The 19,742-nt window shown below is 69.0% G+C and carries 20 protein-coding genes; 3 read left to right on the forward strand and 17 right to left on the reverse strand.

Annotation, left to right across the window (positions count from 1 at the left end; genetic code table 11):
• Positions 1-19: 19 nt before the first annotated feature.
• Entirely contained in the window at positions 20-1,399 is a 1,380-nt protein-coding gene (locus JTJ31_RS03440; protein WP_207537170.1) for a CoA transferase, read from the forward strand.
• A 59-nt stretch (positions 1,400-1,458) separates the two neighbouring features.
• Here the strand turns inward: JTJ31_RS03440 and JTJ31_RS03445 are convergent, their stop codons facing one another.
• The gene (locus JTJ31_RS03445) at positions 1,459-2,673 is read right to left on the reverse strand and encodes a Zn-dependent hydrolase (protein WP_207537171.1); all 1,215 of its coding nucleotides are present in this window, start codon (positions 2,671-2,673) and stop codon (positions 1,459-1,461) included.
• 69 nt (positions 2,674-2,742) lie between these two features.
• Between JTJ31_RS03445 and JTJ31_RS03450 the strand changes: the two genes are divergently transcribed.
• Positions 2,743-3,132, forward strand: a complete 390-nt coding sequence (locus JTJ31_RS03450) for a RidA family protein (RefSeq protein ID WP_207537172.1) — start codon at positions 2,743-2,745, stop codon at positions 3,130-3,132.
• A 3-nt stretch (positions 3,133-3,135) separates the two neighbouring features.
• Here JTJ31_RS03450 and JTJ31_RS03455 read toward each other — a convergent pair whose 3' ends face one another.
• From JTJ31_RS03455 to htpX, 9 genes are all read right to left on the reverse strand, one after another.
• Positions 3,136-3,897: an SDR family NAD(P)-dependent oxidoreductase gene (locus JTJ31_RS03455; protein ID WP_207537173.1), complete on the reverse strand. Its 762-nt coding sequence runs from the start codon at positions 3,895-3,897 to the stop codon at positions 3,136-3,138.
• Positions 3,894-4,841: a 3-hydroxyacyl-CoA dehydrogenase family protein gene (locus JTJ31_RS03460; protein ID WP_207537174.1), complete on the reverse strand. Its 948-nt coding sequence runs from the start codon at positions 4,839-4,841 to the stop codon at positions 3,894-3,896. The genes JTJ31_RS03455 and JTJ31_RS03460 overlap by 4 nt, the downstream gene beginning before the upstream one ends.
• A 52-nt stretch (positions 4,842-4,893) precedes the next feature.
• Positions 4,894-5,370, reverse strand: coding sequence for a MaoC family dehydratase (locus JTJ31_RS03465; RefSeq protein WP_207537175.1), 477 nt, complete (start codon positions 5,368-5,370; stop codon positions 4,894-4,896).
• Positions 5,367-6,989 carry a hydantoinase B/oxoprolinase family protein gene (locus JTJ31_RS03470; RefSeq protein WP_236019789.1) on the reverse strand — a complete coding sequence of 541 codons (1,623 nt, stop codon included), beginning with the start codon at positions 6,987-6,989 and terminating at the stop codon, positions 5,367-5,369. The genes JTJ31_RS03465 and JTJ31_RS03470 overlap by 4 nt, the downstream gene beginning before the upstream one ends.
• On the reverse strand, positions 6,989-9,016 hold the full coding sequence (locus JTJ31_RS03475; protein WP_207537176.1) for a hydantoinase/oxoprolinase family protein: 2,028 nt from the start codon (positions 9,014-9,016) through the stop codon (positions 6,989-6,991). The genes JTJ31_RS03470 and JTJ31_RS03475 overlap by 1 nt, the downstream gene beginning before the upstream one ends.
• A gap of 18 nt (positions 9,017-9,034) precedes the next feature.
• A complete protein-coding gene (locus JTJ31_RS03480) occupies positions 9,035-10,399 on the reverse strand; it encodes a TRAP transporter large permease (protein ID WP_207537177.1) in 1,365 nt (454 codons plus the stop codon).
• The gene (locus tag JTJ31_RS03485; RefSeq protein ID WP_207537178.1) at positions 10,396-10,992 is read right to left on the reverse strand and encodes a TRAP transporter small permease subunit; all 597 of its coding nucleotides are present in this window, start codon (positions 10,990-10,992) and stop codon (positions 10,396-10,398) included. The genes JTJ31_RS03480 and JTJ31_RS03485 overlap by 4 nt, the downstream gene beginning before the upstream one ends.
• A gap of 3 nt (positions 10,993-10,995) precedes the next feature.
• Complete coding sequence (locus JTJ31_RS03490; protein ID WP_207537179.1) at positions 10,996-12,063, reverse strand: TRAP transporter substrate-binding protein; 1,068 nt, start codon at positions 12,061-12,063, stop codon at positions 10,996-10,998.
• Positions 12,064-12,157: 94 nt separating this feature from the next.
• The gene (gene htpX, locus JTJ31_RS03495) at positions 12,158-13,096 is read right to left on the reverse strand and encodes a zinc metalloprotease HtpX (protein ID WP_207537180.1); all 939 of its coding nucleotides are present in this window, start codon (positions 13,094-13,096) and stop codon (positions 12,158-12,160) included.
• A 91-nt stretch (positions 13,097-13,187) separates the two neighbouring features.
• On the opposite strand from htpX, the gene JTJ31_RS03500 reads away from it, so the two are divergent.
• Positions 13,188-13,385, forward strand: a complete 198-nt coding sequence (locus JTJ31_RS03500) for a DUF1674 domain-containing protein (RefSeq protein ID WP_236019790.1) — start codon at positions 13,188-13,190, stop codon at positions 13,383-13,385.
• A 9-nt stretch (positions 13,386-13,394) separates the two neighbouring features.
• Here the strand turns inward: JTJ31_RS03500 and ychF are convergent, their stop codons facing one another.
• From ychF to JTJ31_RS03535, 7 genes are all read right to left on the reverse strand, one after another.
• Positions 13,395-14,489 (reverse strand): redox-regulated ATPase YchF, encoded by a 1,095-nt coding sequence (ychF, locus tag JTJ31_RS03505; RefSeq protein WP_207537181.1) that lies wholly within the window; start codon positions 14,487-14,489, stop codon positions 13,395-13,397.
• A complete protein-coding gene (locus tag JTJ31_RS03510) occupies positions 14,489-14,947 on the reverse strand; it encodes a hypothetical protein (RefSeq protein ID WP_207537182.1) in 459 nt (152 codons plus the stop codon). The genes ychF and JTJ31_RS03510 overlap by 1 nt, the downstream gene beginning before the upstream one ends.
• Positions 14,944-15,510 carry an aminoacyl-tRNA hydrolase gene (pth, locus tag JTJ31_RS03515; RefSeq protein WP_207537183.1) on the reverse strand — a complete coding sequence of 189 codons (567 nt, stop codon included), beginning with the start codon at positions 15,508-15,510 and terminating at the stop codon, positions 14,944-14,946. Before pth ends, JTJ31_RS03510 begins: the two co-directional genes overlap by 4 nt.
• A 6-nt stretch (positions 15,511-15,516) precedes the next feature.
• Positions 15,517-16,191 carry a 50S ribosomal protein L25/general stress protein Ctc gene (locus JTJ31_RS03520; protein ID WP_207537184.1) on the reverse strand — a complete coding sequence of 225 codons (675 nt, stop codon included), beginning with the start codon at positions 16,189-16,191 and terminating at the stop codon, positions 15,517-15,519.
• 131 nt (positions 16,192-16,322) lie between these two features.
• Positions 16,323-16,991 carry a hypothetical protein gene (locus JTJ31_RS03525; RefSeq protein WP_207537185.1) on the reverse strand — a complete coding sequence of 223 codons (669 nt, stop codon included), beginning with the start codon at positions 16,989-16,991 and terminating at the stop codon, positions 16,323-16,325.
• A gap of 13 nt (positions 16,992-17,004) precedes the next feature.
• Positions 17,005-19,206, reverse strand: a complete 2,202-nt coding sequence (locus tag JTJ31_RS03530) for a xanthine dehydrogenase family protein molybdopterin-binding subunit (protein ID WP_207537186.1) — start codon at positions 19,204-19,206, stop codon at positions 17,005-17,007.
• Positions 19,207-19,216: 10 nt separating this feature from the next.
• Positions 19,217-19,681 carry a (2Fe-2S)-binding protein gene (locus JTJ31_RS03535; protein WP_207537187.1) on the reverse strand — a complete coding sequence of 155 codons (465 nt, stop codon included), beginning with the start codon at positions 19,679-19,681 and terminating at the stop codon, positions 19,217-19,219.
• Positions 19,682-19,742: the final 61 nt, after the last annotated feature.

Raw genomic sequence — 19,742 nt, forward strand, 5'->3', positions numbered from 1 at the left:
GCTTGGCTGCACTTGCGGAATGGAAACGCTCGCCGCCCTGCTCGACCAAACCGGCCTCGACCGGCGCCTTGCTTACCAAGCGCGGCTGACCGGGGAGGACCCGGTCCTCCCCTCCTCCTTTCACATCGGCGAGGCAGCGCAGTCCACGATCGCCGCTGTCGCTCTCGCCGCCGCGGCCATCCACGCGGCACGGGGAGGTCCGGCCCAGGGCGTTTTGGTGGAGATGCGCCACGCGGCGCTCGAATTTCGCTCGGAACGGCATCTGCGCGAGAATGGCGCCGCCCCGCCCGATCCGTGGGATGCCATCGCGGGCGCTTACCCGACGCGGGACGGGCGCGTGGTCCGGCTGCACACGAACTTCCCGCATCACCGCGACGGCATCCTGCGCCTGCTCGGCTGCGAGGCATCGCGCGATTCTGTCGCGGAAGCACTGCGCGGCCGCGACGCCATCCCCTTCGAGGAGGAGGCGACTGCAGCAGGACTTTGTGTGGCCGCCATGCGCGACTTCGAGGAATGGGACGCGCACGGGCAGTGCAAGGCGCTGACCGCCGTGCCACTGGTGGAGATCACGCGCATCGGTGACGCGCCGCCCGTGCCCCTTCCACCCTTGGCCGCGCGCCCGCTGGAGGGAATGCGCGTGCTGGAGCTGACGCGCGTCATTGCCGGGCCAGTCGCGGGCCGCGCCCTGGCGGCGCACGGCGCGCAGGTGCTGCAGGTCACCGCGCCACACCTGCCCGCGGTGGATACGCTGGTGAAGGATACGGGTCGCGGGAAGCGCTGCACCGCACTGGATTTGCGCGAAGCCTCGGCTCGGGACAGGCTGCGGACCCTGGTGCAGGGGGCCGACGCCTTCCTGCAATCCTACCGGCCCGGCGGGCTGTCCGGCCTTGGCTTCCCCGCGCCAGCCCTAGCGGCGCTGCGGCCCGGGATCGTGGTCGCAGAGCTATCCGCCTATGGCTGGGACGGCCCCTGGGCGGGGAAGCGCGGCTTCGACAGCTTGGTGCAGACAGCGACCGGCTTCAACGTCGCAGAGGCCGAGGCGGCAGGCGTCGCTCCGCCGCGCGTCCTGCCGTGCCAGCCCCTCGATCATGCATCGGGCTATCTGCTGGCGCTGGGCGTCCTGGCCGCCTGGATGCGCCGTGCGCGAGAGGGCGGGTCCTGGCGCGTGCGCGTGGCGCTGGCCCGCACCGGGCTGTGGCTCCGTGGGCTGGGCCGGGTGGCGGATGGGTTCCGCGTCCCCGATCCACGTCAGGAGGAGATCGCCGACCTCCTCGCGGTGGAGCAGGGCGCTTGGGGCGCCATGACTCATCTGCGCCACGCGGCCCAGATGGATGCGACCCCACCCTTCTGGGCGTTGCCCGCCGCGCCGCTGGGCAGCAGCGCGGCGGAATGGGCCTAGGCTGTTGTCTGGACGCATTTTCCGAGCCGCCCAGCGATTCCGCTGGGCTTGAAAATGCTTTAGCCGGGAGAAACGTTGGAGCGCAGGAAGTCCTCCGCCGCACGGGCGAGGATGCGCACGTTCAGCGCCAGATCCTCTTCCTTCGTGTCCTCGGCCCAGTGGTGGCTGATGCCGCCGATGGAGGGGGCGAAGAGCATCGCCGCCGGCATGATGCGCGCCATGTACTGCGCGTCGTGCCCGGCGCCGCTCGGCATGCGCATCCAACCGCCGGGCGCCTCCGCTTCCGCTGCGCGATCCAGCGCGGACATCATCGCCTCATGGCAGGGCGACGGGATGCTGCGCGACATCACCTGAAGCTCCGCCGTGCAGCGCTCGCGCCGGTTGGATTCCTGCACGATGGCGCGCAGCGTGCGCTCCATCCGCTCCAGCGTCTCCATGTCGATGTCGCGGAACTGGAACAGCACCTCGGCCGAGCCGGGGATGATGCTCGGCGCACCGGGTTCCAGTGCGATGCGGCCGCAGGTCCAGGTCGAACGCTCGCCACAGACCATCGGGAATTCCTGGTCGATGCGGGAGAGGAGGCGCACGGCGGCGAGGCCAGCATCCTTGCGCTCGGCCATGGTAGTGCCGCCCGCATGGTCCTGCATGCCGGTGATGAGGATGCGGAACTGCCAGATGGCGACGATGCCAGTCACGACGCCCGCGCGCAGACCGCGCGACTCAAGCTGCGTGCCCTGCTCGATGTGAAGCTCGAAGAAACCCTTGTAGCGCGACGGATCGAGGCGCAGCCGCTCGCGCCCTTCCAGCCCTGCCTCGCGCAGCGCGTCACGCAGGGGCTTGCCGTGGTAGCGATTGCTGAGGCGGTCGATCTCCGCGTCTTCCAGCAGGCCCGTGGCGCTGCGGCTGCCGATGAAGCTGCCATAGTGGCCTTCCTCGTCCGCGAAGGCGATCACGTCCACCGGCAGGCCTGACCGCGCGAGAGCGACACCAGACATGACACCCAGCGCCCCGTCCAGCCAGCCCGCCTGGTTCTGCGTCTCGATATGCGAGCCGACGAGGAGGTGCGGCCCCGGCCCCTTGTGGCGCCCGAACACGTTGCCGATGCCGTCGATGGAGGCCTCCAGCCCGCACTCCTCCAGCCGCGCGACGAGCCAATGGCGGCTTTCCATGTCCTCGGGCGAGAAGGTAGGGCGGTGGACGCCGGTCTTGAACTGGCCGATGAGCCGAAGCTCATTGAGATCCTTCAGGAATCGTTCCGTATCCACCTGCACCATGTCTTCGCCCCGGGATGTTCGACGCGTGCAGGATAGGCCAAGTTTGCGCCGCACCAAAAGGAGGCGAGCATGGTCGAGATCACCCGTTACGCGACGCCGAAGGGCGGCCGCCCCTTCCCGCCCTTCTCTATGGCGGTGCGCCATGGCGACACGCTCTATGTCTCGGGCCTGGGACCGCTGGACACGCAAGGCAACATCGCGCGCGACGACTTCGCCGCCCAGTTCAAGCAAGTCATCGAGAACTTGCATTCCATCCTGGCCGAGGCCGGGACGGACACCAGCCGCGTCCTCAAGACCAGCGTGCTGCTGGTACGCGCGTCGGATGTGGAGGAGATGAACCGGCTCTACCGCGCTGCATTCCCCGCCACGCACCTCCCGGCGCGAACGACAAGCGTCGTCTCCGCGCTGCCCGTTCCCGAGTTCCTTCTGGAGATCGAGGCGATCGTGGCCGTCGGCTGAGCCTCAAAGGCTCAGCCCGCCATCCACCACCAGCGTCTGCCCCGTCACCATGGCCGCGCCCGCGAGCAGGTAGACGATCGCGTCCGCGATGTCCTCCGGCTCGCAACGGCGCTTGAGCACCGCCTTCTCGATGCTCATGGAACGTTCCTCGTTGGTCCAATCCACCTGCCAGGTGGAGTTCACGGCGCCGGGAGCCACGGCGTTCACCCGCACCTCCGGCCCTAGCCCGCGCGCGAGGTTGCGGGTGAGCGAGATCACACCCGCCTTGCTGGCGCCATAGGCCGGCGAGGAACCGGGGAAGTTCAAGCCGGCAATGGAGGCGGTGCTGACCATGGCGCCGCCCGCGGCGCGCAAATGCGGCGCGGCGGCCTTCGCGCAGCGGAACACGCCGAGAAGGTTCACCTCCAGCACATTGCGCCACAACTCCTCGGTCATCCGGTCCAGCTCATGCGGAGCGATGCTGGTACGGGTTCCCGGCGTTCCGGCGTTGCAGACAAGGTAGTCCAGCCGGCCCATCGCGGATGCCGCCGCCTCCACCATCGTCGCGCATCCCTCGGGGTCGGCGACGTTGCCCGGGGCAGAGATGACATCCATACCCTCCGCGCGCAGCGCCTCGACCTGCTCCGGCCCGCGCGCGTCATCGGCCAGGTGATTAATCGCCACCTTGCAGCCGGACTTGCCGAGGATCCGCACGGTGGCGAGGCCGATGCCGGAGGCGCCGCCGGTGACGAGGGCGGCCTTGCCGCGGAGATCGTAGCTGATCATTTCCGGAATCCCGCCATGGTGCCGATCTCCCTGAGCGACTTCTTCAGCGCGATGAGCTTGCGGTCCCGTTCCTCGAACAGCTTGGCCGGCTCGTCGCCCCAGTCGTAGTAGCCGCGTCCGGACATCACGCCGGTCGCGCCCTTGGCGATCAGCGCGTCCATGGATGGGCTGCTCTCGAAGGACGCCGGCGGCGTGTACATCTTGTTGCGGAAGGTGTGCTGCAGCAGCGGCAGGCCGGTGAAGTCGGCCTTGGCCATGACGCCGACGATGGGCATACGCAGCGCGATGCCGTGCACCACGGCGGCATCCACCATCTGCGCGTCGGCATAGCCATTATCGATCAGCCACTGCACCTCATTCTGCACCGCCGCCTGGATGCGGTTGGCGATGTAGCCGGGGATGAAGCGCTTCATCACCACGGGAACCTGCCCCATGGCATCCAGCGCCACCTGCACCGCCTCCAGCCGCCCCGGCTCCAGCTCCTCGCTCGGCACGAGGTCGACGAGGTCCACCAGATAGGGCGGCGTGTACCAATGCGCGATCATCGCCCGCTTCAGCAGCGAGGGCGGCATGAGCGGGAAGACATCGAGATAGGAGGTGTTGCTGGCCAGGGTCGCATTGAGCGGCGCCAGCTTCTCCAGCTCCGCATAGAGGGTGCGCTTGGCTTCCGGGTTCTCGACGATGGCCTCGATGACGAGCTCCACGCCCTCCACCGTCTCCTCCAGGGTGGAATGGCGCGTGACGGTCTGCGCCAGCATGGCGGCGTCGAAGCCCTTGTTCTCCCCGTGCTCGGTCAGGGTGGCGATGGCCTTCTCCATCAGACCTTGCGCTCGTTCCAACGTCTCGGCGCTGGAATCGGTCAGGCGGACCGTGTGCCCGCCCATGGCCCAGACCAGGGCGATGGCATGGCCCATCAACCCCGCGCCGATCACCGCGACCCGCATCACATCCTCCCTTTGCTGTCGCCCGGAAGGCTGCGGCGCGCCCGCGCCGTGGTCAACCGGCCGGGCGCTTGCGGAGCAGGTAGCGCTGCCGCCCCTCCATCACCAGCTCGCCCTTCTGGTTGTGGACGGTGGAGCGGAGCCCCAGCACACCGGTCGACCGGTTGGGCGAAAGCTCATCCACCGTCAGCGCGGCATAGAGCGTGTCGCCAACGAAGACGGGGTGAAGGAAGCGGGAGGATTGCTCCAGGAACCCCTTGAGGCTGTCCTCGATCAGGAAGGGCAGCATTCCGGCCCCGGCAGCGGTCTGGATCAGCACCTGATAGCCATGCGCCAGCATGTGCGGCATGCCGCGCGCCCGGCAGAACTCGACGTCGTAATGCACCGGATGGTTGTCGCCGGACGCGGCCTGGAAGGCGAGGAACACCGCCTCCGTCATGGTGCGGCTTGGCAGGCGGAACACCTCCCCCAGCGCGAAATCCTCGAACCAACGCTGCGGGGCGAGGCGATGCTCTCTAGGGTCGAAGCTCATGCGTATCCCAGTCTCTCGTCACGGGAACGGGAAGCAGCATCGCGCTGCGCCGGGTCGCCGAACCCGCCCCCGCCGGAGGTGGCGAGGCGGATGACGTCCCCGGCGCGCAGCTCGAGGTTGTCGGACTTGGGCGGCACGGCGATCGTGTCGCCATCCCGGTCCAGTTCCAGCATCCCAGGCGCCGCCGACTGCCCCCCTGCGAGACCGTAGGGCGCATGGACGAAGCGGTCCATGTTGGCGGTGAACAGGCAACGCGGTGCATCCACCCGCCATTCGCGCACCAAACCCAGCCCGCCGCGGCGCTCGCCCGCTCCGCCGCTGCCAGGGCGCAGTTCGTAGCGCGTGACGGTGAGCGGCATCTGAGCCTCGATCATCTCGATCGGGATGTTGCTGTTGTTGTGCATGCCCGAGGAGAAGGCGTTCACGCCGTCCTTGGCGGGGTGGGCGCCGCTGCCGCCGATCTCGATCTCCACCAGAACCTCGCGCCCCCCATCGGCGGCGACGGTCTGGAAGGTGGTGACGTAGCTATTGCCGTAATAGGCGGCCGGAATTCGGTCTGGTACCGCCTGGTGTAGCGCGCCGTTCATGGCGTTCAGCAGCCGGTGCGTGGCGGCGATCCGATGCGCCACCGCTGCCGGGGCGCGGGCGTTGACCACGCTGCCTTCGGGCGCTTCCACCTTGATGGGGCGGTAGCACCCGGCACTCATGTGCAGCCCCGGTTCAGCGCAGCACATCAGGGCGAACATCACGGCCGCGGTGGAACTGGCGAGGGTGGCATTGACCGGCCCGAGCGCCTGCGGCGAGCAGCCCGACAGGTTCACCCGCGCCTCGTCCCCCGCAATGGTCATTTGGACATGGAGGCGGATGGGCTTGCCCACCTCCACCCCATCATCGTCCAGGAAGTCCTCAAACTCGTAGATGCCGTCGGGCATGGCGGCGATCGCGGCGCGCATTCCCGCCTCGCTCATGTCGAGGATGCGGCCCCCGGCCTCGATCATTGCCGGCGCACCGAAGCGCGCGGCCAAACGGCGGATTGCGGCGGCGCCCACGTCCAACGAAGCCAATTGCGATGAAAGGTCGCCCAGAAGCAGGTCGGGCTTGCGGATGTTCTGGCGAATCATCGCCCAGACCCCGTCATTCCTCACGCCGCCCGCGATGATCTTCAGCGGCGGGATGCGAAGCCCTTCCTGGAAGATCTCGGTTGCCGTGGCGGCGTAGGAGCCCGCGGCCAGCCCGCCGACGTCGATGTGGTGGCAGAGCGTCCCGGCGAAGGCGATTCGCGTCCCCTCATGGAACACCGCCTTGAAGGCGAGGATGTCAGGCAGGTGCTGACCGCCGCAATACGGGTCATTAGTGATGACCACGTCATCGGGTCCCCATTCCTCCGGCGGGATGAAGCGCGCCAGGATCTCCCGCAAGGCGTGGCTCATGGAATTGAGGTGCGAGGGGATGCGCGCCGATTGCGCGAGGTTCCAGCCCTCTGCGTCGAAGACGGCGGTGGAGTAGTCCAGCAACTCCCGCACGATGGTGGAGCGGCTAGTGCGCCAAACCGTCACGTCCATCTCCGCCGCCGCGGCGGTCAGGGCATTGCGGATGACCTCGATCTCGATCGCGTTCATCAGGGTGTCCTCCGCGCGATCACCGCGCCTTCGGGGTCGAGGGTGGCGGTCCAGCCGGGGGCGATCCAGTGGGTGGCAAAGGCTTCCTCGATGATGGCGGGACCCTTTACCGCCACCCCCTCCGCCAGAGCCTCACGCAGATGGACCGGCACCTCGCGCCAGTCGCCGCCTGTCCAAAGGCGCCGCGTGCCGGGGGCGGAAGCGCCGGGCGGGGTGTCGCGGCTTTCCTCCGGCTTGGGCAGGCGCCCGATGGCGCTGGCGCGCAGCGTCACAAGTTCGACGCGCTCGCTCTCATCGGCATAGGAGAAGCGGGCGCGATGCGTCTCGTGGAAGCGGGCGAGGAGCGGCGCGAGGGCGGGTGCCTCGGGCCAGGGGATCAGCAACTCGAAGGCTTGGCCGCGATAGCGGAGATCGGCGGCGATCTCCACGGCGCGCTGGTCTGGCTGGATGGCGTCGGCATCCAGCCGCGCCTGCGCGTCGACATGCAGCGCTGCCAGCGTCTCCTCGATCGCGGGGAGTGACGCTTCCTCCAGCGGCAGCAGGCGCGAGCGGGCGATGTCCTGCACGAGGTCGGCGAACATGATGCCGTAGGCGGAAAGCGTGCCCGGCTCGCGCGGGAACACCACCTCGGTCATGCCGAGCTCGTCGGCGACTTCGCAGGCATGGAGGCCGCCCGCGCCGCCGAAGGAGAGAAGCGCGAAGTCGCGCGGGTCCAACCCCTTCTCGAACAGGGAAAGGCGGACCGCGGCGGCAAGCTGTGTGTTGGTCACGCGCAGCACGCCTTCGGCAGCGGCTTCTGTGGAAAGGCCGAGCTTACCGCCGACGCGGGCCGCCATGACTTCGCGCGCGGCGTCCAGTTCCAGCCGCATCGCGCCGCCCAGGAAGAAATCGGGATCGAAGCGGCCCAGCACGGCATTGGCGTCGGAAACGGTGGGTTCGGTTCCGCCGCGCCCGTAGCAGACCGGGCCGGGCCGGGCGCCGGCGCTGCGCGGTCCCACACTGAGTCGCCCGCCCGCATCCACAGCCGCGATGGAGCCGCCCCCTGAGCCGATCGTCCGCATCTCGACCATCGGCAGTCGAACCGGCAGCCGGTCCACCTCGCCCTGGGTGACGAGGCCGATCCGGTGGTCCTGCACGACCGAAACGTCAAAGGAGGTGCCGCCCATATCCACGGCGACGAGGTTCGGCCGGGCAAGGCGGCGCGAGAGCCGCTCCGCCGCCATCGCGCCGCCGGACGGGCCGGAAAGCAGCAGCCGCGCGGGCTGTTCCGCCGCCCGGTCCAGGCTGCACATGCCGCCATTGCTCTGCACCAGGAAAAGGCGCGGGGCGAAGCCGCCCTCGCCCAGCCGGGCCTTCAGCCGGTTCAGGTAGTTCTGCACCACCGGCATCAGCACCGCATTCAGCACGGTGGTGGAAAGGCGCTCATACTCCCGGATCTCGGGCGAGACCTCGGAGGAGAGGCTGACCGGCACGCTTAGTAGCGCCGCGCGCACCGCCTCGGCCAGGGCTTCCTCGTGCGCCGGATTGGCATAGGCGTGCAGCAGGCCGATCGCCACCGCCTCGGGCTCCAGCGCCCGCAGTCGCTCCATCAGGCCGTCCAGGCCGGAGAGCGGGATCTCCACGCTGCCATCGGCGCGCAGACGTTCCGTGACGCCGAGGCGCCTGTCGCGCTCGATCAAGCAAGGAAATGGATCGGGGTCGAGGCGGTAAAGCTCGCGCCGGACGTGGCGGGTGATCTCCAGCACGTCCTCGAAACCCGCCGTCGTCAGCAGAACGCCACGCGCCAGCTTGCGCTCCAGCACCGCGTTGGTCGCGATGGTGGTGCCGTGAAGCAGCATCCCCACCTCGGAAAGCGAGAAGCCGAAGCGCGACGCCGCCTCCCGCACCCCGGTCATCAACCCTTCCGAGGGATCGGCCGGTGTGGTCGGGGTCTTGTGCGCCTGGACGCGTCCGTTGCGCGCATCAAGGATCTGCAGGTCGGTGAAGGTGCCGCCGATATCCACGGCGATGCGGACGGGTTGGTTCAATTCCGGCTCCGGCGCTGCTCAGCCCAACACCCCTGGCAGCCAGAGCGCGATCCCGGGAAAGACCAGCAGCAGCAGCACGGCCAGGAGATAGGCGAGGAGAAAGGGCATCACGCCCAGGAAGACATCGGTGATGGGTCCAGGCTTCGGGCGCATCCCCTGCAACACGTACATCACGGTTCCGTCAGGCGGCGAGATCTGCGCGATCTCGACCAGCATGGTGATGATGACGCCGAACCAGATCGGGTCGTAGCCCAGCGCCACCACCACCGGAAAGATGACGGGCGTAGTGGTGATGATCATGGAGAAGCCCTCCATGAAGGTGCCGAGGGCGAAGTACAGCCCGATGATGCACAGCATGACCGCCCAGGGCGGCAGCGGCATCTCGGCGATCATCGCGGCCAGGGCCTGCGGCACGTTGATCGTGGTCAGGATGTAGTTGAGCAGGAAGGCGCCGAACAGGATCAGCCCCAGCAGCGCGGTGTTGCGCGCCGTTGCCTCCGCGCTCTCGTTCAGCAGGCGGAAGGACAGGCGGCGCTCGATGGCAGCGAAGAGCATGGCGCCCGTGACGCCCAGCGCCGCAGCCTCGGTGGGGGTGGCCCAGCCGGCATAGATGCTGCCCAGCACCAGCAGAATCAGCAGCACCGTGGGCAGGAGATTCCACAGAGCCCGCAGCTTGAGCGCCAGCGGCACAGGAGGAGGCTTCTCCAGCGGGTTCCGCAGGCCGTGCAGGAAGATCAGCAGCAGGAACAAGCCGGTCACCAGCAGGGAGGGCAGAAGCGCCGCGATGTAGAGGGCGCCGACGCTGGTCTCGGTGATCAGCCCATAGATGATGAAGGTGATGCCCGGCGGAATCAGGTTGCCGAGCGCGCCGCCCGCCGCCAGCGACCCGAGCACCCAGCGCTGGTTGTATTGCGTGTCCTGGAAATAGGGCAGCGCCACGCTGCCCATGGTCGCCGCCGTAGCGACGGAGGAGCCGCTGATGGCGCTGAACACGGCGCAGGAAACGATGTTGGTGTGCAGCACCCCGCCGGGCAGCCGGTTCAGCCAGAGGTTCAGCGCGCTGTAGAGGCGCCCCGAAAGCCCGGAGCGAAGCAGGATCTCGCCCATCAGCAGGAAGAGCGGCACCGCCACGAGAACGTAGTTGGAGGACGGTCCCCACAACGTCTGTCCGGCGAACATCCACCAGGGTCGGTCGCTGAACAGGAAGCCGACAAGGAAGGCCAGCACGCCTAGCACGGCGGCGATATGAACCCCCGCCCCGAAGAATACGATGAAGATGCCGACCAGCATCAGAATCTCGGCCAGCGGCAGGGCCGAGGTGCCGGATGCGGCGGCGAACAGCAATGCGCCGAGAAGCCCCAGCAGAAAGACGATTGCGATCATCCGCCGCGCGCCATCCGGACGGCTTCCAGCGCCTCTTCCGTCTCATCCTGCAAGGAGCGGGACCCCAGCATCCGGTCCAGCTCCCCCGGCTGCCCGGCGAGCAATGCCAGCAGCGACTCAAGCAGCAGCACGGCACACATCAGCACGAAGGCGGCGATGCCCACGCCCCAGATCCCCTGCGGCCAGATCAGCGGAATGCGAAGGGCCGAGTTGTCATGCGCGTCGAACAATGCGCTCTCCTCCCAAAGCGACCAGGCGGCCCAGGCGCAGAACAGGGCGAAGCCCATCAGCAGCAAGAGGGAGAGAAGGTGCAGCGGCGCGCGGACCCGCACCGGCAGCTGGTTCAGCAGCACGTCCACCCGGATATGCGCCCGCCGCGCCAGGGTGTGCGCCAAGGCCCAGGCAATGCCGCAGGCCAGCATGTAGCCCGTCACCTCCACCGTCGCGGCGCTGGAAACGCCGAAGACGTTGCGACCGATGATGTCGCCCGTGACGAAGATGGCGCAGAGCACGTAGTTCCATCCGGCGAGGTAGGCCATCAGGGCGGCCAGCGCCGCCACGGCGCGGCGAAGACCCGTGGCGGCGCGCAGCACCCCTCAGCCCCCGAAGCGGATGCCGTTCAGGGGCGCGACCACCTGGTTGTAGACCTCGCCGCAGCGAGCGCCGCAGCGGCGTACCCAGCCGGGCAGCACCACCTGCTCGAAGATGCGGCGCGTCTCGGCGCGGTCGGCCTCGGTGGCCTTCACCTCGGTCATCGGACGGGTGGCGAGCTGGTGGATCTTGCATGCCTCGCGGTTGCCGATGTTGCAGTCGATGCCGTCGCGAGTCGCTTCGGCGCCCAGCGCCCATTGCCGGTCGCTGACCTCGCGGAAGGTGCGCTCGATCAGTTCGCGCACGGCAGGCTCCTGACGGTTCAGCCAGGACACGTTCACGATGTAGGCGGCGACCGCCCAGCTCACCGGCAGGTCGGAGATGTGGGTCGAAACCTCGGGCCAGCGCGCGGCGGCGCCGGAGCCGCTGCCGGTGATGGCGCAGTCCACCACGCCACGCTCCAGCGCCGAATACACCTCGGGGAAGCCGATGGAGGTGGGCTGCGCTCCCAGCGCGTTGAAGAAATCCACCAGCGAGTTGCCGAAGGTGCGGATGCGGCGCCCGCGCAGATCGGCGAGGCTGGTGAAGGGCTGCCGGCAGAACACCACCTGCGCCGGGAAGGGATAAGTGGCGATGATGCGCGTGCCGAAGCGCTCCATGTCTCGGTTCGCCACCGGCACCATTGCGTCTGCGATTCGCCGCGCCAGGTTGATGTCGGGGGCAAGGCCCGAAAGGTCGATGCCGTCCAGGATCGGCACGTCGCCCGAGAGGGTGGTCAGCGTCCCCGCGCCGATCTCCGCCTGGCCCGAGCGGACGAGGCGCACGATCTCGGTCCCACTCAGATTGCGCTCGGCATGTGTGGCCAGCGTGACCTCGATGCGGCCATTGCTGGCTGCCCGCAGCCCGTCGCGGATCAGCGGCTGATCCACCCGCGTGTATTGCGGCTGGGTCGGCAATGGCTGGGTGATCGCCGTGACGGCGATGCGCGGGCCGGGCGGAATGGGCGCCTGGGCAAAGGCGGGCAGCGCCAGTGAAGCGAGCAACGCGCCCCCGAGAAGCATCGAACGGAACATGCAGCCTCCTCTTCGGTCTTGATGCCGAGGATGGGAGGCAGCATGGCACGGATGGGCGGCGCCGCCAGAGGGGGCGTTTCGCCGCTTGTGCCGGTCAGCGCCGCCCTGCCCAGGGGTTGGGCTGCGCCCAGGGGCTTCTTGCCTGCGGCCTGGGCGGCGGCGGGCGGAAGGAGGGCTGGGAGGGTGGCAGCGCGCCGCCGTCACGCATCGCCATGAGTCGCGCGACCCGCTCCTCCGTCGGTGGGTGGGTGCTGAACAGGCTGTCCATGCGAAGCCCGGCCAGCGGGTTCACGATGAACATGTGCGCGGTCGCGGGATTGGCCTCCGCGCGCTCGTTCACCATGCCGTGCTTGTAGCTCTCCAGCTTGTTCAGGGCGCTGGCGAGCCAGGCAGGGTCGCCGCAGATGCGCGCTCCCTCCGCATCCGCCTCGTATTCGCGGGACCGGCTGATGGCGGTCTGCACCAGCATCGCCGCGATGGGCGCAAGGATCATCGCCAAGAGGCCGAAGAGCGGGTTCACCCGCCGCTCGCCGCCGCGGCCCATCAGGAAGCCGAACTGCGCGATCCAGCCAATGGCGCCGGCGATGGTCGCGGTCACAGCCATGATCAGCGTATCGCGGTGCTTGATGTGGGCCAGCTCGTGCGCGACGACCCCAGCGACCTCCCGCTCATCCATCATGTCCAGGAGGCCACTGTTCACCGCCACCGCCCCCTTCTCGGGGGAGCGGCCGGTGGCGAAGGCGTTGGGCTGGTTCTCGTGAATGACGTAGAGGGCGGGCATGGGAATGCCGGCACGCTGCGCCAGCCCCTGCACCATGGAGTGAAGCTGCGGCGCCTCGGCCGGGCCGACCGGCTGGGCATTGTGCATCCGCAGCACCATGGCGTCGCTGCCCCACCAGGCGAAGAGGTTCATCGCGCCGGCCACCGCCAGAGCGACGAGTGCACCCTGCTGGCCGCCCAAGGCCCAGCCGACGCCCATGAAGAGCGCGGTCAGCGCCGCAAGCAGCACCATGGTGCGGAAATAGCCACGCATCCCGTCCACCCTCCTGTGTCAGCCTCCCAACGAGATAGGGAGGCCCGGGCTGCGATACAGCGCCCTTCCCTTCGGAGGCAGGCCGCGCCACATGGCAGGGATGGACCAGGATCAGGACCCGAAGCCGCCCTACCCCTCCGGCAAGCCGCGCAGCGCGCCGCCGCTGACGAAGCTGAACCGGCCGCAGCGCCCTTTCTCCGACCCGAAGGTGGAGGAGGATGGGCCGAGCGGGCCGGAGCCGACCCGCTACAATGATTGGGAGCGGAAAGGCCGCGTCAGCGACTTCTGACCCGCCGGGTCAGACGTTGAAGCGGAACAGCATCACGTCCCCGTCCTTCACGACATAGGACTTGCCCTCGACGCGCATCTTGCCGGCTTCCTTGGCGCCCTGCTCGCCGTTCAGCGCGACGTAGTCGTCATAGGCGATCGTCTCGGCGGCGATGAAGCCGCGCTCGAAATCGCCATGGATGACGCCGGCGGCCTGGGGCGCGGTCATGCCGCGGGTGATCGTCCAGGCCCGCGTTTCCTTTGGCCCGACCGTGAAATAGGTGATGAGGCCGAGCAGGTCGTGCCCGGCGCGGATCACGCGGTCCAGGCCGGAATCGGACAGGCCGAGCCCCTCCAGAAACTCCTTGCGATCGCCCTCGTCCATCTGAGCGATCTCGGCCTCGATGGCCGCGCTGACGACGACGGCCTTCGCGTTGTTCGCCTTGGCGAACTCCATGACCTTGGCGCTGTGGGCGTTGCCGTCCGCTGCGTTCCCTTCCTCCACGTTGCAGACGTAGAGGACAGGCTTGGTGGTCATGAGGCCGAGGCGCGAGGCGGCCGTCTCCTCGCCCTTCGGCACGGCGGTTCGCGCGGCGCGGCCTTCCTGCAGCGCGGGGATCAGCGCCTCGATCAGGGAAAGCTGCTGCGCCGCCTCCTTGTCATTGCCGCGCGCCTTCTTCTGCAGGGCGGGCACGCGCTTCTCCAAAGAGTCGAGATCGGCAAGCATCAACTCGGTCTCGATGATCTCCATGTCGCGCAGCGGGTCCACGCTGCCCTCGACGTGGGTGACGTCGCCATCCTCGAAGCAGCGCAGCACGTGGACGATGGCGTCCACCTCACGGATGTTGCCGAGGAACTGGTTGCCCAGTCCCTCCCCCTTCGAGGCGCCGCGCACGAGGCCGGCGATGTCCACGAATTCCAGGCTGGTGGGCACGATCTTCTGCGACTTGCCGATGCGCGACAGCACCTCGAGGCGCGGGTCGGGCACGGCGACGCGGCCCACATTGGGCTCGATGGTGCAGAAGGGGTAGTTGGCGGCCTGCGCTGCGACGGTCTGCGTCAGCGCATTGAATAGGGTGGACTTGCCGACATTCGGCAGGCCCACGATTCCGCAATTGAAACCCATTAACCTTGTCCCTTCTCCAGCGCGCCCACCAGCTCCTGCACCCGAATGGCGGCGGCAATGCGTGCGGAGGCATCGTCGGTCGGCAAGGACAGGGCGGCGGCACGCAGCGCCGGGACCAGCCCGGCGATGTTCATTCCCAGACGCTTCGCAGCCTCCGTGAGGCGGGCGGCGATGGAGGCCGCCTCGCCGCCCGGGCCAACGATCTCAGCGGCCTCCAGCAGAAGCGCGGCGCGGCTGGCCGCCTCGGCGGCGGCGAGCGAGACGGCGCGGGCGCGCCGCATGTCAGAAAGCGGCCCGGCATCGGTGGGTCCGGGCAGGCAGGCGCGCAGCCCGGCGGCCGCCTGCGCCTCGGTTGCCGCGAAGCCGCGCAGCGCCTGCGCCAGGGCGGCGGCGGCGTTGAGCAGGTCGCCCTCGCCGGGTCCGCCGAAATATTCCTCGATCACCAGGGGTTCGGTCATCGCACGGCCTCCGCGACACGGGTCATGAAATCCTCTGCGCGCCCTTCGGCCAGCAGCGGCGCGTGGTCCGCCAGCGCGTCCAGCAGCGGCCCGACCCAGGTCTCGTCCTTGGCAAAATTGCCGAGCACGTGCCCGGTAACGCGGTCCTTGTGGCCAGGATGACCGATGCCCAGTCGCACCCGGCCGAAATCCGCCGTGCCGAAGGCGCGCTGCATGTCGCGCAGCCCGTTATGCCCGGCCGTGCCGCCGCCCTGCTTCACCCGCACCTTGCCGGGGGCGAGGTCCAGCTCATCGTGCCAAGCGGTGACCTCGGCCGGTGGAATCTTGTGGAAGGCGCAGGCGGCCTGCACCGAATCACCCGAGGCATTCATGTAGGTCTGCGGCTTGAGCAGGAGCAGGCGCTCCCGACCCAGCGTCACCTCGGTGACCTCGCCCTTGAATTTCTGCCGCCACGGGGGCGCCCCGTGGCGGCGGGCCATGGCGTCGATCGCCATGAAGCCGATGTTGTGACGCTGCCGCGCGTGCTCGGGGCCGGGATTACCCAGCCCGACCCAGAGTCGCATGGCGCGTTACTTCTTCTTCGCGGGCGCCTTGGCAGCGGCGCCAGCCTGCGGCGCCTTCTGCTTGGTCGCCTCGGGCGGCGGGGGAACGGCCACCGGGCCCGTGTCCTCGTCCACCGTCGGCGGGGCGATGGTCGCCACCACGAAGTCGCGGCCGCTGATCACAGGACGGGCGCCGGCCTTGTCCTGCACCACGGACCAGCGCAGCGAATCACCGATCTTCGCCTCGGCGAGGTTGATCACGAAGCTCTCCGGCACCGCGTCCACGGCGGCGTGGACTTCGACCTCACGGCGGACGACGTTCAGCACGCCGCCGGCCTTGATGCCCGGGCACTCTTCCTCGTTCAGGAAGGTGACGGGCACCTTCACGCGGATGCGCGCGCCGGGGGCGAGGCGCTGGAAATCGATATGGATGGGGCGGTCCGAGACGGGGTCGAACTGCACGTCGCGCATCAGGGTGCGGACGGTCGGGCCGTCGGTCACCGCCACCTCATAAAGGGAGGACTGCCAGCCACCCTTTTGCAGTTCCTTCATGATCACGCGCGGGTCGAGGGCGATCAGCGTCGCCTCCTCCTTCGCGCCATAGATCACGCCGGGGACAAGCCCCTCTCGCCGGGTCGCGCGCGCCGCCCCCTTACCGGCACGCCCGCGCGCCGCAGCCTCGATCCGAACGGTCTGGACCATGCTACATATTCCTCTTCGCGGTGTGTTGCTTCCGTGGGGGAATGCCCAAACGGAAACAGGCGGCCTCCAGGGGTGCCGCCTCGCCGCGGGTTCTAGGCGGAACGGGGCGCGGGCGCAACCTCAGCCCCGCGTCAGATTGCGTGGCGGATCGGCGAATCGCCCGAGCGGGTGTTGGGCATGACCGGCTTCTGGGGCACGCCCGGCGTGAAGGGCTGGGTTGGCGGAGCTTGGCGCGGCGCATCGCCGAAGGGCTGGGTCGGGCCGCCGCGCGGCGCGTCTCCCGTCCCCTGGCGCACCGCATTCATGCACTCAACCATCCGCCCCATGGCGGCGGCGGAACCGGTGAGGCTCACCACCCAGGGACCCTCGCTGCCCTCCGGGAACTCGAGGAACAGGCGCGTGCCATTGCGGAACTGCACCTCGAAGCGCTCGATCCCGCCGGCGACCGTCCATTCCACGAAGTTGCGCTGTCCGACGGCGCCACCCGTGGTCCAGGGCGCGTTGTTGTCCACCCGCAGGCTGAGGCGCAGCCGCGTGCCCTGCGGAATGGTCCAGCTCGACTTGAACGCCTGGAAGGTGACGTGCCGGTCCCCCGCGAAATGCTTGAGGTGCAGCGTGCGCCCCTCGGCCCCCACGACCCGGATGCCACAAAGCTGGCGCCCAGTCGGCGTCTGGGCGCGATACGCCGTCCAGGAGCCGTGGGTGGCGATATCCGTGGACCAACCGCCTTGTTGAGAGAGCGCCGGGGTCGAGGCCAGGCCCAACCCCAGCGTAAGCACCACAAGTCGAAACGAACGCATGCTGCCCCTTTCGTCAAACGCCCTGCGCGGCGGCGCGGAACTTTGCGGCGGTGAAGGGAATGCTCCGCATCCGCACGCCGGTCGCATCGAAGATCGCGTTACCGACCGCGCTCGGCACCACCGCCGCCGCCGGCTCGCCCGCGCCCCAGGGGCGCTCAGTCGGGCGGTCCACCAGATCCACCACGATCTCCGGAATCTCCGGGAAAGTGATGACCTGATAGCTCGCCCAGTCGAGCGAGGTGACGGCCTTGCGGTCGAAGGTCATCTCCTCCTTGAAGGTGCGCGACAAGGTGTGGATCACGTTGCCCTCGACCTGGGCGCGGACGCCGTCCGGGTTGATGATCTGGCCGCAATCGTGGCTGCACAGGAAGCGCGTCACCTTGATGGCGCCGGTGCGGCGGTTCACCTCCACCTCCGCCACCGCCGCGACATAGGTGCGGACCAGCTCATACTTGCAGAAGGTGACGCCACGCCCGCGCAGCACCTCGCCCGAGCGGTCATTTTGCGGCGAGGGACGGGCCTGCCAGTTGGCAAGACGCCCCACGCGCTCCAGCACTTCGCGCCCGCGCGCTTCCTCGTGCGGGAGCAGCGACAGGCGCAGCTCCAGCGGATCCTTGCCGGCGGCGGCGGCCATCTCGTCCAGGAAGCATTCGCTGGCATAGGTGTTCTGCATCCGCCCGGGCGTGCGGATCCAGGAGGGGCGGAAGGGCGTCGTTTCCAGCCGGTGGCAAGTGGTCTTCACCGCCGGGAAGCCATAGGGCTGGGCCAGGTTGTGGATGATGTTGCCCGGATGGATCTGGTTCTCGCGCGGAAGCCCGCCGAGTTCCGCCGCCACGAGGTCGACGTTGCCGCCGGCCCCCTTGGGGATCCAGGCTTCCGCCTCCCACCCCACGATGTTGCCCTGGGCGTCCAGCCCGCCACGCAGCTCTACGAGGTGGGGTGGCCCCTTGGGGTCCCAGCCATGCTCGTCATGACGCATCCACTGCACGCGCACCGGGCGACCGACCGCCTTGGCGAGAAGTGCCGCATCGGCCGCCGCATCCTCATGTCCGTTGCGGCCGTAGCAGCCGGCACCCTCCATGTAGATGCAGCGGACATTGTCCACCGGCTCGGCCAGCATCATCGCCAGCTGCTTGCGGAGATTGTGCGTCCCCTGGGAGGCGGACCAGGTGGTGAGGCGCCCATCCTTCCACTCCGCCACCGCGCAGGACGGCCCCATGGAGGCGTGAGAGTTGATGCCGAAATCATAGGTCGCGGAAAGCTGCCGCGTCGCGCCGCGCACCGCGCCCGGGGCGTCGCCGCGCTCGCTCGTCACCTGCACCTGGGCGACGGGGGTGGCCTTCACGTGCTCCCAGATGCGCGCCTGCTCGGGCAGGCCGTTCCAGTCGGACCAGCGCACGCGCAACTCCCGCGCCGCTTTGATCGCGGCCCATTCGCTTTCCGCGACCACGCCCACGAAGGCGCCCTGGTGGACGACGCGCACCACGCCCGGGATGTGCCGGATACTCGCCTCATCCACCGCCTCGGCCACCGCGCCCAGAGCGGGCGGCCGCACAGGGCGGCCATGCAGCATGCCGGGCAGCTTGAAGTCGTGCACGTATTCGAAGCGGCCGAACACCTTGTCCGGGATGTCCACGCGCGGCGCGGCGCGTCCGACGACGCGACGCTCCTCCGGCGACTTGATCGGCGCGCTGGTATCCACCGCCAGTTCCATCCGCCCGGTGCCCACGAGTTCCGCCAGGCTGGCGCGGCCATTGGGGGCAATGACGACCCCCTCCTCCATCCTCAGCGACGCAGGCTGGGCGCTGAAGCGATCGCCCGCGCGGCGCAGGACCTCGCGCCGCAGCGTGGCGGCGGCGGCGCGAAGCTGCACGCCGGCGTTCTGGATGGAGAGCGAACCATAGGTCACCCCCTGGTCCGGCGTCAGCGCCGTGTCGCCCTCGACCACGCGGATGCGGCCGAGCGGAATGTCGAGTTCCTCCGCCACGATCTGCATGAAGCCGGTGCGGACACCAGTGCCGAGATCCACTTTGCCGACATAGACGGTGACGCGCCCGTCGGATTCGAGCGCGAGGAAGGACTCCACACGGTCGGCGGCGACGGGCTTCTCCGCCCAGGCCAGGGCACCGCGTGGTGGGCCGCCGGCGACGAAGGCCACGAGAAGCGCACCGCCGGCCTTGAGCAGGGAGCGGCGGTCAGTGGTGATGCGGTCCATCGCTTCCTCCTCAGCCCTGCGCGGCGCGCAGCACGGCGGCGACGACGCGCGGATGCGTGCCGCAGCGGCAGATGTTGTTGGCCAGTGCCTCCTTCACCTGATCGGCGCTGGGGCGCGGGTTGCGCTCCAGGAGGGCAGCGCTCTCCATGATCATGCCGTTGGTGCAGTAGCCGCACTGCACCGCCTGCTCCTGGATGAAGGCGGATTGCAGCTTGTGCGGGTTCTCGGGCGTGCCAAGGCCTTCCAGCGTCACCACACGCTTGCCGGCGGCGTCGGCCACCGGCATCACACAGGAGCGGATGGCGGCGCCATCCACATGCACGGTGCAGGCGCCGCACTGCGCAAGGCCGCACCCGAAATGCGGGCCGGTCAGGCCCATCTCGTTCCGCAGCGCATAGAGCAGCGGCATTTGCGGATCGTCCACAGCAATGGTGACTGCGCGGCCATTGACCGTCAGGGCAAGACTCTGACTCATCTGGACTTCCTCCGGAGACGCCGGTGCGGTGCCGGCGTGTTGGGAGGAAGCAAAGCCCAGC

It is taken from the genome of Sabulicella rubraurantiaca, from assembly GCF_017355885.1.
Classification (GTDB): domain Bacteria; phylum Pseudomonadota; class Alphaproteobacteria; order Acetobacterales; family Acetobacteraceae; genus Roseococcus; species Roseococcus rubraurantiacus.